Origin of the sequence: Streptomyces coeruleorubidus (genome assembly GCF_028885415.1) — a bacterium.
Classification (GTDB): domain Bacteria; phylum Actinomycetota; class Actinomycetes; order Streptomycetales; family Streptomycetaceae; genus Streptomyces; species Streptomyces coeruleorubidus_A.
This window is the reverse complement of the sequence record NZ_CP118527.1, coordinates 3,714,774-3,727,015: the sequence shown is the minus strand read 5'-3', so window position 1 is coordinate 3,727,015 and position 12,242 is coordinate 3,714,774. Positions and strand designations below refer to the sequence as shown.

The window sequence follows — 12,242 nt, the reverse complement described above, 5'->3', positions numbered from 1 at the left end:
CGGCATATGGGCCGTTCCGTACCAGCCATCGGTACGGAACGGCCCTTCTGCTTATCCTGACGAGCATGCTGACCATCACCCAGGCCCTCGTCGACCAGATCGTCGCCCACGCGCGCAAGGACCACCCCGACGAGGCGTGCGGCGTCGTGGCGGGCCCGGCGGGCTCGGACCGCCCCGAGCGTTTCATCCCCATGCTGAACGCGGCCATGTCACCCACGTTCTACGAATTCGACTCCGGCGACCTGCTCAAGCTCTACCGCGAGATGGACGACCGTGACGAGGAGCCGGTGGTCATCTACCACTCCCACACGGCGACCGAGGCCTACCCCTCCCGCACCGACATCTCCTACGCGAACGAGCCCGGCGCGCACTACGTCCTCGTCTCCACGGCCGACACCGACGGGGCCGGCGAGTTCCAGTTCCGCTCCTTCCGGATCGTGGAGGGCGAGGTCACGGAGGAGGAGGTCGAGATCGTCGAGGCGTACTGAGCGGGTCTGAACAGGGCTGAACAGGGCGGTCTCACTCCCCGGCCCCAAATCGTCCGCGATGTGGGATCACATTCCAGAACCCGGACCGGGAATCGATACGATGAGCGCATGGTTTTCCACGACGTGAGCGACAAGACGGCGGAGCCCTTTTGGGCGTCGCTGCTCGTGGCGCGGCTGCACGTCGACCTGTGCAGGCTCGCCAGCGCCATCTGTTGACGCCGACCCCTGCCGCCGTACGGCCGTGAGCCGCGGCGCTGCACACACGCACCACCCCGCTGTTCCTGCGCTGCCGCGCGCCCGACTGACTACTCCCGACAGGAGCCCTGAGCCATGGCCATCGAGGTCCGCATCCCGACCATCCTCCGCCAGTACACCGACGGTCAGAAGGCGGTGGAGGGCAGCGGTGACACCCTCGCCGAGCTGTTCACCGACCTCGAGAAGCGGCACGCCGGCATCCAGGCCCGCATCGTGGACGGCGACCAGCTGCGCCGCTTCGTCAACGTCTACCTGAACGACGAGGACGTGCGCTTCCTCGACGGCATCAACACCAAGCTGTCGGACGGCGACAACGTCACGATCCTGCCGGCCGTGGCCGGCGGCATGGTCTGATCACCGATGCGATACGACTCACCCCTGGCCGCGGTCGGCAACACCCCCCTGGTGCGCCTGCCGCGGCTGTCGCCGTCCGCCGACGTGCGCATCTGGGCGAAGCTGGAGGACCGCAACCCGACCGGATCGGTCAAGGACCGCCCGGCCCTGCACATGATCGAGCAGGCGGAGAAGGACGGCCGCCTGACCCCGGGCTGCACGATCCTCGAGCCCACCTCGGGCAACACCGGCATCTCCCTGGCCATGGCGGCGAAGCTCAAGGGCTACCGCATCGTCTGCGTGATGCCGGAGAACACCTCACAGGAACGCCGGGACCTGCTGGCCATGTGGGGCGCCGAGATCATCTCCTCCCCGGCCGCGGGCGGCTCCAACACCGCCGTGCGCGTCGCCAAGGAGCTCTCGGCCGAACACCCGGACTGGGTGATGCTCTACCAGTACGGCAACCCGGACAACGCGGGCGCCCACTACGCGACGACGGGCCCCGAGATCCTCGCGGACCTGCCCTCCGTCACACACTTCGTGGCGGGCCTCGGCACCACGGGCACGCTCATGGGTGTGGGCCGCTACCTGCGCGAGAACAAGCCGGACGTCCAGATCGTCGCGGCCGAACCGCGCTACGACGACCTGGTTTACGGTCTGCGCAACCTCGACGAGGGCTTCGTCCCCGAGCTGTACGACGCGTCGGTCCTCACCAGCCGCTTCTCGGTCGGCTCCGCGGACGCGGTCACCCGCACCCGCGAACTGCTCCAGCAGGAGGGCATCTTCGCCGGTGTCTCCACGGGCGCCGCGCTGCACGCCGCGCTCGGCGTGGGCCGCAAGGCCGTGAAGGCCGGCGAACCGGCGGACATCGTCTTCGTCGTCGCCGACGGCGGCTGGAAGTACCTGTCGACGGGCGTCTACACGGCGACCACGACGGAGGAGGCCATCGAGACGCTCCAGGGACAGCTCTGGGCGTAACCCGACGGCGGATCAGAAGAGAAGGGCCGGAGCAGCACTCCGGCCCTTCTGCGTTTCCGGCCCTCTTCGTCTCCGACCTTCTTTCCGCCTTCCCGGCCCGCAGTCCCGGCGGCAGCCGGGGCGTGGGCCGGTTCCCGGGGTGGCCGGTTCCCGGGGTGGCCGGTTCCCGGGGTGGCCGGTTCCCGGGGTGGCCGGTTCCCGGGGTGGCCGGTTCCCGGGGTGGCCGGTCCCCGGCGTGGGCCGGTTCGCTGGGCCGCCCCGCTGGCGGCCGGGTGGGCCCGCCGGGAGTCGGCTGCCGTCATGGCTGCCGCGCTGGTGCTTGCTGCACGTGCTGCTTCCACGGCTGCGGCGAGGGCGGCGGCTGTCAGCCGGGGCCACGGCCCGGGTCTCGGCGCGGGCCGTGGCGGCTGTCGTGCCCGGCTGTCGCGCCTGAGTCCTGGCCGTTGCGGCCGGTCCGTGGCATGTTCCCGCAGGGACGCCGCAGGGAAGTCCCGGCTCTCGGCCGGCCAGGTACCGCGCGGTCATCGCTGCCGGGTTGGCGCTGCACGTGCTGCTTCCACGGCTGCGGCGAGGGCGGCGGACGACGGCGGGGACCACCGCCCAGGCCTCGGCACGGGGCGGCGCGGTCGTCGCGTCCGGCCGGCGTGTCCGGTCGACCGCCCGGCCGACTCTCCCGGCCGTACCGGACGGTCGTCGTGTCCGACGTCCCGTCCGGTCGTCGCGGTGGGCCGTCGCCTCTGTCCGTCCCGTCCGGTCGTCGCGCTCAGTCGACCCTCCCGGTCGTCGGGTCCGGTCGACCCTCCCGATCGTCTCGTCGGGTTGCATTCGATGGCCCACCAGTCTTCGGGATCGTCCCCGTCCTCGGTGAGCGCGAAGTCGAAGCAGCCGAAGACCAGGCCGAAGGAGTCCAGGTACTTGTACAAAGCGGCCTCGATCTCGGGAGGGACGGCGATGGGGGCATGCGCCAGCTCGTCCCAGTCACCTCGACGCCAGTCAAGAGCTCCGTCCGGCGCGGTGATCCGCTGGGCGAAGATTCGACGGCCGACCACGGTGATCCGTACGTCCCCGCTCTTGGGGATCTCGGCCTGGAACATGTGCGCGGTCATCGCCAACGTGTCGTCGAAGGTGTCGGGTTCAACGCGTTGGGTCCAGATCGCGCCGGTGTGGCCGTCATCGCTACGGGGCAGCCCGCGGAACGTCTTGTAGATGACCCGCCCATGGACGGCGGCGAACTTCCTGGCCGCCTCCGCCTCATTGGTCACCAGGGTGGGCGGAACCCGCAGCCCGAGCTCGGCGAATCTCTGCAACTGGACCGGCTTGTAGTCCGCACGGGTCACCGCGTGTGGATGATTCACGTACAGCGCCCCATGCAGGTCGTTCAGGATACCGCCGAGCCCGTGCCTGGCCTCGGCGACCGTGAAGTCCCGTGGCTGCTGGGGTAGGTGCTGGAAACGCGTGGTGTACGGGGTGGGGCGACGGTAGTAGACCGCGGTCACTTCCCTCACCTTCACCTCTCGGCTCGTCGTGCGCAGTCGCCCATCCCAGACAGGGGTGTCGGGGCCAAGGCGGAATCCGAAGGCCAGCTCGGGCCCGATGTCGGCGGGATCGACGCGTACGACGGGCGCCTCGCGCTCGTTCAATGCCCCGATGACACGGTCCGCTGTGCAGTCTTCCAACGCGGTGATGACCAGGACAGTGGAGGTCATCGGTCAGTCCGACTCGTAGTCGGTGGTGTTGTCGTCCTGCGTCTGGGGCTGCGGATTCTGTCCGTCTCCTCCTCCGGAGACGGAGGCGGTACCGGTCGTCCTCGATGTGCCGTGCTTGCCCATCTCGATCACCTGGCCCATGGCGTCCCTGTACCTCGCCGTCTGGGTGGAACCGTCCAGTACGACGGTCGCGTACGACGGCGGGCGTACGGGGAGCCGGTCGGTGACCAGCCGCATGCCCCAGGGGCGCTGAGTGGTGACAGCCGTCTTGAGCTCACCCATGTCGTGCGGACAGACCTCGGCCTCCCCGGTTAGCCGCGAACGGCCTTTCTCGACAAGGCTGACGACCGAACATGGTCGACAGAAGTCGCCGGCGTATCGCGGCGGAACCACCCAGTACGTTCCCGGTGGCCGCTGTCGGTCGATGCGCGGCACTCCCAAGTAGGTGCCACGACCAAGCCACGACACGATTCCGTTGTAGGCCCAGGCGAGAACGGCATGCCCGTCGACCAGCGCGTAGTAAGTGCCACCCGCCACTCGACGGTCGTAGATGATCGCCCCTCCCAGTAACTCGCCGAGCGCAGCCGCCACTCGGTCCTGATCCTCGGACTGAACAGCGGCGTGCACGACATCGGAGGCCATGCGCACCGCTGCGAACCCCTCGCCGAGCGGAAGCAGCGCGACGCCCTGTGCGGCCCACTCCGTCCGTACGCGCTCGGGCACTGGATGCGTCCGAGCCAGCCACTCCGAGATGTCCAAGTCCTCGTGTGTGTACACGGCATGCTCCCCTTGCTGTCCGTCGGTCGGTACGGCAAACAGAGTCCACTACCCAAGTCGCCGATTCGAGGACTTCAAAAGGCCATCGAAAGGACTTACAAAGGGCCTGAGTGACCCCTTGAGTGGGAAAGGGTGTGCTTTCGAGGACCTTCATGGGATGGTAGGAGCGTTGTCAGCAGGAGGAGGTGGCCCCGTGCCAAGACCCACAGGCAACGTTCGACTCAAGGCTGCTCGGGTGGCCGCCGGCTTCAACTCGCAGCAGGACCTGGCCAACGCCCTCACCGAGCACGCGAAGGACTTGGGCATCCGCGGCCTGTCCATCGGGGTACGCCAGGTTCGCCGCTGGGAGTCGGACAATCCACCGTGGCCGCAACCGGACTGCCAGCGTGTACTCGTCCACCTGCTCGGCCAAAACATGGAGTCTCTCGGTTTCACACCCCCGTGGGGTTCGGAGGGATCGACACCCGACCCCGTCCGGCGCACGTTGGTCACCGCTGGGGCTGCCGCCTTCGGGCTGGTGATGGGGCCGGGCCGAGCCACGGCTGCATCGCAACCGGTCACCGCCGGATCGGACTTCGAGGCGGTCACCCGCTCCCACCGCAGGCTCTACTGGTCGGTGGCACCGACCAAACTGCACCCGGCTGTCCTGGCGCACGCAACGCTCGGTTGCGCCCTGCTGCCGGAGACGTCGGACACCACCCGACGCACGATCGCCGCGGCGCTGGCAGAGACCTACCTCCTTGCGGGCCGGATCGAGTTTTTCGACCTCTCCGAGCCGACCACGGCACACGACACGCTCCTCCTCGCCCTGCAAGCCGCGGGCGAAGCCGACGACCCGTTGCTCGGTTCGGCGATCATCGCGCACATGGCCTTCATCCCGGGCTGGGCGGGCGATCAGGAAGGAGTCCAGGAACGCATGACCGCGGCACGCACCTACGCGCGCCGCACTCCTGCCTCCGCGGAATTCCTCGCGTGGCTGGACGCCGTCGAGGCCGAATGTGAGACCAGGTGCGGCAACACCCGCACCGCCCTGCACCTGATCGGCCATGCCGAGGACACCCTCGAGGCTGGCAACGAGCATCCCTCCCCATCGTGGATGGACTGGTTCTCCCCGGCGCGACTCGCGGCTTTCAAGGGCAACACCCAGCTGCTCGCCGGCCACCTCCCGCAAGCACGTGCCGCGTTGCTCCAGGCGCTCGAAGCCATGACCCCGGGTGAGGAGAAGCAACGCACGGTCGTCTACGGCGACCTGGCAGCCGTCGAGGCGGCGTCCGGCAACCCTGAGGCGGCCTGCGAGTACGCGGGCAAGGCGCTCGATCAGCTGGCGCTCACCTGGTACGCCACCGGCATGGACCGCGTCCGCGAGGTCCGTCGTGCGCTCACGCCCCACCAGCACGAGAGCTGCGTTCGCGACCTCGACGACCGCCTGTACGACTGGTCTACGACACTCAGCGCGCTCAGACGTTGAACTCACGTACTCGGCCGCTGAGTTCAAGCAGCCCTTCGACGCGGAAGGTCGGCAGTTCCGTGGCCTCGGTGCTGCTCCACTGAATGGTGGCCCAGGGCCCGCGATGCACCAGCGCCGTGTGCATACCCGCCTGCCTGGCAGGCCTGATGTCGTTGTCGCACCGGTCGCCGACGTACAGGATTTCGCCGACTTCGAAGGGCACGGCGTCGGCGACCCGCTTGAAGAACTCGGGGTCGGGCTTGCTGGCGCCCCAGTCGTCGGACGTACCGATCAAGTCGACGTCGTCGGAGAACAGCGCCCGCAGAATGCCTCCGGCTCGTACGGTCTGGTTCCCGGCGATACCGAGCCACAGCCCGTCGGCCCGGAGCTGTCGGAGAGCCGGCCGGACGTCCTCGTACAGATCCTCTTCCCCAAAGCTCTCCGGCTGCCCGGCAGCGGCCCGCTTCTCCCGCTCCTCATAAAGATCGAACCCGGGCCGGAACTCCTGGAACGTCTCCCGGTAGTCGCGGCCTTGGGCGATCACGGCCCCGAACATCGCATGGAAGGTGTGCCGCGGCACACCCAACCAGTCTGCCCAAGTGCCGTACTCCCGGGTCTCGTCCACGAGGCACTCACCGACATCGAAGACTACTGCGCGAATCATGTGAGAAGACTATCCGAGGGATGCACCTGAGATTTCGGAGCTCGAGGGGATGTGGAAGTAAGGTTCGGGCCACTCGACGGAGCCGTCTGCGTCCGCTTGGGCCACGTGCTGCAAAAGCAGCGCTGTGGGGTCATCTATGTTGCGGTGATCGTCACTGACCAGTAGGGGATCCGTTCTGGGTATCGATGGGTAGTTAATGCCCAGCAGTTTGCATATGTGGTCGAAGTCCTCGTTCTTGTTTCCGTCGCCGAGGCTTCCACGGAGGTAGTCGCGTAGGCGTGAGCAGATATCGAGCATCGCATTTCCGCTGTCCGTCACGCTGTATAGGCCCCCTTGCGGGCTGTCGCTCTTCAAGAAGCCTATGATGAAGAGCCGTTCCGTTTCGAACTGGAGGGCGTTTAGGTTGGCGCCCAGCGCCTTGGCTGTGTGTCGATGGTTTCGATAACCGTGCTTCTTGACGTGCGATAAGATCGCGAGAGGGAGCCCGGGGCGCCTTGAGGACGCGAAACGGGTCACATCCGTGGAAGTGAGGCCTCCTAGGGCTACTTGGAGAAGGAGATCTTTAGTTATCTCCTCCCTCAAGAGGTTGTGAACAGTTTGACGGGACTTTTCGTCGTCCGCGTCGAAGTCCGCCGGCACCCAGAAGACCCGCAGGCGAGACAGGCTTCCTGGCATGGTCCGGAGATAATCTTGCGTAACCTCGGCGAGGCGAGAGCGGATGCGGCTTTCGTGGCGAGCGATGTATACAGCCGCGGCGATGTCTTCCTCGTGGAGGAGCGTCCTGAGGTCCTTGTCGATTCCGTCTCCACCATGCTTCCAGAGGGTTTGTCCGGAAACTACCTTTGACCAGTCCTTCTTCAGGTCGCAGGAGAAGTCAAAGCGCTTGCGTTGGCCTTCTATGTAGCCAAACAGCCTTGATTTCGAAGCGCTCTCCATGATTTGAAGGGCTGTGCGTGATAAGAAGACATGCTCTGCTGACTCTGCCATGGGTGCTCCAAGGAGGTGTGCCGGATGCTGTTATTTGGCCGCACATCTCGTGTAGCCATTGGCATCCTGGTAGACGAGGTCGATTCCCTGTGTGTGGAGAAGGTTCAGCAAGTCATCCTGTGGCTTCTCAGGGAGCAGTACAGTCAGTTTGGGGTCGCGCGGTTTGATGTGTCGTGCAAAGTCCTTCAGCTGGCCTACGGCGATATGTACTTCATTGCGGCTACTGGCGCCCCTAATGGCATAAAGTTCATGCGTGGTGGCGTCGTATAGATCGGTCTTGAGGGTGCTGGTCGTACCTGAGATCTTTATTTGATACGCGAAGACTTCATGTTCACGCTTGGTGAGATCCTCGAGGTACTGCTCCCGCAACGCAGATTGGCGCAGGTCAGCAATGAGGCTGGGTTGAGCAGCCCGCCGGCTCTCTGACGCTCTTTTTCTCTTCGGCTCCACCATTTTGCATGTGACTACCGTGGCGGAAACCTTTTGGGTGTCGGTCTCTCTCGCGCGAGAGATGACATCCTGAGTTAGGCGCTCAAAGTCTCCCTTAGGGCGGAGGCGGAAGACGATGATGCGACGCCGCTTCCCCTCCTCGTCGTTCGCCTCACGCACGGTGTACGGCTGCTGCGAGTCCAACTCAAACTCGCCAATGTATCGCTGGCGCTTGGCGGCGGACTTTGAGCCAGGCACTTTGCCTGCCGCCATGAAGACGCGGAGAGACCTTTCCGTGTCGGCGTGGTACAGGACGGCAGCGTTGCGGGAGCCGTTCAGTCCCAGAAACGTTTGCTCACCGCGAGTGCCCTGACCGGTGTACTCGAACACCGGCCCGCGCTCATCTTCTTCCTCTAGCCAGCCGTCCTCATAGCCGTACTTCTTGCCGCTGTCATGGTCTACGTAGATGAGGATGTTTGGGGTGGTTTCGGAGGGGATAATTCCTCCCTGCGTCCCTCCGCCAAACAGCTCCTTCATCGCGGCGCGCGTGGTCATCAGCCCGGGCTTGATCGAAGCTAAGTCCATACTCTGACGTTAGCTGATCGCTCTGACATCGAACGTGGTCAACTAGCTTGCATTGATGGCTGCGTACGACCAGACGTCGGCTGTGAGCTCATGCTCCAGGCGCCACGTGATCGCCATCGGCTTGCTGCCCGTGTGGCCTTCGTAGGTGGCGGGCCCGAGAAGCATCCACGGCTGAGACTTACCGATGTCGGTGTTCTTGTACCGGCGCACGAAGAGCAGGACATGGCTGCCCCGTTGAGCGTGGTGCTGATAGCGCAGTCCTGTTGGGGAGCTCTCGGCCGTCGAGTTCTGGGACTCCCAGTGGAAGAGGGTCGGGCTCAGGGCGTAGTCCTTGTATCGGACAGTGGGGGAGAAGTCCTTCTCGTTCTTCTCCAAGGTGATCAGGAGAGCGTCTGTCTGGAGGTCCTCGACCCACTGGACGCCCTGTGCGAAGGATCTGGGCATCTGGCCGCCGAAGCGTGCTACGCCCAGGGCGGCCAGGATCTCAGAGCGGTTATAGGAGCAGTGGACCTTTAGCGGGACCTGGTTGTGGTTGCCCGACAAGGGGATTGGGAAGTGGTCCGCCTGTTCGATGACGTAGGACAGGACCTGGCGGAGCTCATCGCGGAAGTCTGATTGGTCGCGGAGCGCGTCGAGGCCTTGCTGGAAGCTGGTGAAACCGCCCGCGTTGTCCCACAGGTTGAAGAAGAGCATCCGCGCGTAGGCCTGGCCCATGGGGTCCAACTCGTCATAGGGGGGAACATCCTCGGCGAGGAGACGGAGGTACGCGTTGGCTCGGTCAGGGTCATCGACGTGCAGGAAGGCGTGGACGCGCTTGAGGAGCGCCGATTCGCCGGCCGGAGCAGCAGCTTTGATCAGGCCGGCTCGGCGCAGGACAGACGTCCAGGAGTTGTCGCTCTTGTACAGCTCCTTGATCTCCCTGCGACTTTCCCGCAGGTAGTCCGCTAGTTGCGGCGTCTCATAGGCCTTGACTTCGTTGACCAAGGTTTTGACAGTAGCGCTCAACTGGGTGCGGATGTTGTCCAGCACCAGGTTCTTGGCCTTGCCCTCGAGGATGATCTGGCACCCGGATGGCAGGAGCGGAAAGTCGTGCTCGATGTGATCGACGAGCCGGTTCCTGGAGAGGTTCGTCAGAGCTCTGAACTGCTCTTCGAAGCGGAACTCCGCCCGATGCTGTCCGATGAAGTCGAGGACTGTGAGCACGGGCTTGGTCTCAGTACGCCGTAGTCCACGGCCCAGTTGCTGGAGGAATACCGTGGCGCTGTTGGTGGGGCGCAGGAGGAGGAGTGTGTCGACATCGGGAATGTCGAGACCTTCGTTGAACAGGTCCACGGAGAAGATGACCTGCAACTTCCCCTCTCGCAGGTCGGTGAGGGCTTGAGCTCGGACTGCGGCAGGTGAGTCGCTGGTGAGTGCGGTTGCTTGGAAACCGGCCCTTTGGAAGAAGTCGGCCATGAAGCGTGCGTGCTTCTTGTCCACGCAGAAGCCCAGCGCACGTATTGCTCCGGGCTGGGAGACCTTGTCTCGGATCTGCTTAACGACGATGCGGGCACGGGCCTGGTTGCCCGTGTAGAGGTTGCCGAGTTCCTGGTCCGCGTAGGTACCCCTCTGCCACGTGAGGTTCGTCAGGTCTGTGCCATCGGGGATGCCGAAGTAGTGGAAGGGGCACAGCAGGTCGTTTTCAAGTGCCTCCCAGAGTCGCATCTCGGCGGCGATGCGGCCCTCGAAGAACTCATCCTGCACGTTGAGCCCGTCCATCCGCTCGGGAGTCGCGGTCAGGCCGAGGAGTTCCTTGGGCTTGAAGTGGTCGATGACTCGGCGATACGTGCTGGCCGTGGCGTGATGGAACTCGTCGATGACGATGATGTCGAAGTGGTCGGGAGCCAGCTCTTCAAGCCGCTGGATGTTCAGCGACTGGACACTGGCAAAGACGTGGTCCCACGCCTGCGGGTCCTCACCGCTGTAGAGCAACTCGCCGAATGATGCGTCGTCCAGCACCTCTCGGTACGTACGCAGTGACTGCTTGAGGATTTCCTTGCGGTGGGCGACGAACAGTAGCTTTGGCCGGCGGTTGCTGAAGCTCTTGGACAGGCTGCGGTAGTCCAGGGCGGCCATGACGGTCTTGCCCGTACCGGTGGCTGCGACCAGCAGGTTGCGGTTGCGTCCGCGGAGCTCGCGCTCTACCCGTAGGCGTTCCAGCATGTCCTGCTGATAGGGGAAGGGACGTACCTCCAGCCCAGATAGGTTGATCTTCAAGTCGATGGTAGAGGTGGTGCCGCTTGCTTGGCTCAGGGCTTGGTCTAGACGGTCGGCGTGGTGATCGGGGTCGTACGTCTCGAACGCGGTGTCGTTCCAGTACGCGTCGAAAGTCGCCTCGAATTTGTTGAGTACTGCCGGTGTGGCGATGGAGGACAGGCGGACGTTCCACTCCAAGCCGTCGAGGAGCGCAGCTTTCGAGAGGTTCGAGCTGCCGACGTAGGCGGTGTCAAAGCCTGTGTGACGCCGGAAAAGCCAAGCCTTGGCGTGCAGTCGAGTGGATCGAATCTCGTAGTTGACCTTGACGGTGGCGCCGAAGTCACGGATGAGACGGTCGAGGGCGTGGCGGTCGGTGGCACCGATGTACGTGGTCGTAATGACACGGATCGGTACGCCTCGCTCCTTCGCGGCGCGCAATGAGTCTTCCAGGACACGAATGCCATACCACTTCACGAACGCGCAGAGCAGGTCGATGCGGTCTGCCGTAGCGAGTTCTGCCCTCAGCTCGGAGCCGAGGCTCAAGTCTTCGGGCGAGTTTGTGATGAGCGATGTCTCGGACAAGGGAGTCAGGGGGCGTAGGGCGTAGACGCCTGGAGCCTCTTGCTGAGCGAGCGCGAGAAGCTGCCGAGGACCCTCGACGATTGTCCTCGTGCCATCGGCTTTGGCTGCGCTCGGGTCGGGTGCACTGACGGCAAGGGCCGCGAGGATGCGGTTCGCGACCGTCACGCGGTCTGCGGGCGGAAGCTCGCTCAGTCGCTGGCTGACGGCTTCACCGATGTAGCGTGCCAGGACGTGGGGGGCGGACTCCGGTGTGACCTCAGCGTCGATTGCCTTCCAGCCTGCGGCTCTGAATCGCTCCAACTCGTCGTGCAGGTCGTGGGTGATGAGCTGCTCGTAGACACCCGCGATCGGCTTCGACCCGCCCCCGTGTTCTGCCACGACTGTTCCCCTGATCCCTCGTGCTTCCGTACACGATCACTCGTGACGATATGGATCTGTTCTAACAGCAATCACTGTCACTCGAGGGGCTGTCTCGAAAGGGGACCTGCGGTGCTGTTGGGCCGCCCGCTTCCTGGTCAGTGTCGTGCTTCCGCGGCCCGCATCAAGGGCGCTTCACTCCGCTGCGCTGCGTTCCGCGTCGGCTCGCGCCGATGGCCCTGCGGGCCACCCTTGACCCGGGCCGCTCCAGCACGGGAGAGAAGCGAGCGGGCGGACCGGGAAGCGGGGGTCCAGGGGCGTGGCGCAGCAGTGAGTTGTTCAGTTGCCCGGCGGTGACGGACGCGTCAGCGTTTCCGCGCACGCCAGGGCGGCTCAGCGGCGGTCGGACGGTGGTCGTT

The 12,242-nt window shown here is 65.1% G+C and carries 11 protein-coding genes; 5 read left to right on the top strand and 6 right to left on the bottom strand.

The features are described from left to right. Positions 1-65: 65 nt before the first annotated feature. The 4 genes from PV963_RS17250 (at position 66) to PV963_RS17240 (ending at position 2,054) form a co-directional block, all read left to right on the top strand. Positions 66-488: a Mov34/MPN/PAD-1 family protein gene (locus PV963_RS17250; RefSeq protein WP_086844176.1), complete on the top strand. Its 423-nt coding sequence runs from the start codon at positions 66-68 to the stop codon at positions 486-488. A gap of 108 nt (positions 489-596) precedes the next feature. After that, positions 597-704, top strand: a complete 108-nt coding sequence (locus PV963_RS43630; protein ID WP_342456385.1) for a putative leader peptide — start codon at positions 597-599, stop codon at positions 702-704. Positions 705-818: 114 nt separating this feature from the next. After that, on the top strand, positions 819-1,097 hold the full coding sequence (locus tag PV963_RS17245; RefSeq protein ID WP_274816626.1) for a MoaD/ThiS family protein: 279 nt from the start codon (positions 819-821) through the stop codon (positions 1,095-1,097). A 6-nt stretch (positions 1,098-1,103) separates the two neighbouring features. Next, the gene (locus PV963_RS17240; protein ID WP_274816625.1) at positions 1,104-2,054 is read left to right on the top strand and encodes a PLP-dependent cysteine synthase family protein; all 951 of its coding nucleotides are present in this window, start codon (positions 1,104-1,106) and stop codon (positions 2,052-2,054) included. A gap of 521 nt (positions 2,055-2,575) precedes the next feature. On the opposite strand, the gene tgmB is transcribed toward PV963_RS17240, so the two are convergent. Both tgmB and PV963_RS43990 read right to left on the bottom strand, forming a co-directional pair. Continuing rightward, positions 2,576-3,760, bottom strand: a complete 1,185-nt coding sequence (gene tgmB, locus PV963_RS17235) for an ATP-grasp ribosomal peptide maturase (protein WP_274816624.1) — start codon at positions 3,758-3,760, stop codon at positions 2,576-2,578. A 3-nt stretch (positions 3,761-3,763) separates the two neighbouring features. After that, positions 3,764-4,537 (bottom strand): putative ATP-grasp-modified RiPP, encoded by a 774-nt coding sequence (locus PV963_RS43990; RefSeq protein WP_425540909.1) that lies wholly within the window; start codon positions 4,535-4,537, stop codon positions 3,764-3,766. A 193-nt stretch (positions 4,538-4,730) separates the two neighbouring features. On the opposite strand from PV963_RS43990, the gene PV963_RS17225 reads away from it, so the two are divergent. Then, positions 4,731-6,005, top strand: coding sequence for a transcriptional regulator (locus tag PV963_RS17225; RefSeq protein WP_274816623.1), 1,275 nt, complete (start codon positions 4,731-4,733; stop codon positions 6,003-6,005). On the opposite strand, the gene PV963_RS17220 is transcribed toward PV963_RS17225, so the two are convergent. The 4 genes from PV963_RS17220 to PV963_RS17205 are packed head-to-tail and all read right to left on the bottom strand — an operon-like array spanning position 5,995 to position 11,844. Then, on the bottom strand, positions 5,995-6,648 hold the full coding sequence (locus PV963_RS17220) for an HAD family hydrolase (RefSeq protein WP_274816622.1): 654 nt from the start codon (positions 6,646-6,648) through the stop codon (positions 5,995-5,997). The two genes, PV963_RS17225 and PV963_RS17220, sit on opposite strands and share 11 nt — an antisense overlap. Before the next feature lie 9 nt (positions 6,649-6,657). Further along, positions 6,658-7,635 carry a hypothetical protein gene (locus PV963_RS17215; protein ID WP_274816621.1) on the bottom strand — a complete coding sequence of 326 codons (978 nt, stop codon included), beginning with the start codon at positions 7,633-7,635 and terminating at the stop codon, positions 6,658-6,660. A gap of 30 nt (positions 7,636-7,665) precedes the next feature. Beyond that, on the bottom strand, positions 7,666-8,649 hold the full coding sequence (locus PV963_RS17210; RefSeq protein ID WP_274816620.1) for a hypothetical protein: 984 nt from the start codon (positions 8,647-8,649) through the stop codon (positions 7,666-7,668). A gap of 42 nt (positions 8,650-8,691) precedes the next feature. Beyond that, positions 8,692-11,844 (bottom strand): DUF3427 domain-containing protein, encoded by a 3,153-nt coding sequence (locus PV963_RS17205; protein WP_274816619.1) that lies wholly within the window; start codon positions 11,842-11,844, stop codon positions 8,692-8,694. Positions 11,845-12,242 lie beyond the last annotated feature (398 nt).

What these genes read in the sequence shown, in the direction of transcription:
- PV963_RS17250 (WP_086844176.1), top strand. Translation starts at nt 66, where the DNA reads ATGCTGACCATCACCCAGGCCCTCGTCGACCAGATCGTCGCCCACGCG.
- PV963_RS43630 (WP_342456385.1), top strand. Translation starts at nt 597, where the DNA reads ATGGTTTTCCACGACGTGAGCGACAAGACGGCGGAGCCCTTTTGGGCG.
- PV963_RS17245 (WP_274816626.1), top strand. Translation starts at nt 819, where the DNA reads ATGGCCATCGAGGTCCGCATCCCGACCATCCTCCGCCAGTACACCGAC.
- PV963_RS17240 (WP_274816625.1), top strand. Translation starts at nt 1,104, where the DNA reads ATGCGATACGACTCACCCCTGGCCGCGGTCGGCAACACCCCCCTGGTG.
- tgmB (WP_274816624.1), bottom strand. Translation starts at nt 3,760, where the DNA reads ATGACCTCCACTGTCCTGGTCATCACCGCGTTGGAAGACTGCACAGCG.
- PV963_RS17220 (WP_274816622.1), bottom strand. Translation starts at nt 6,648, where the DNA reads ATGATTCGCGCAGTAGTCTTCGATGTCGGTGAGTGCCTCGTGGACGAG.
- PV963_RS17215 (WP_274816621.1), bottom strand. Translation starts at nt 7,635, where the DNA reads ATGGCAGAGTCAGCAGAGCATGTCTTCTTATCACGCACAGCCCTTCAA.
- PV963_RS17210 (WP_274816620.1), bottom strand. Translation starts at nt 8,649, where the DNA reads ATGGACTTAGCTTCGATCAAGCCCGGGCTGATGACCACGCGCGCCGCG.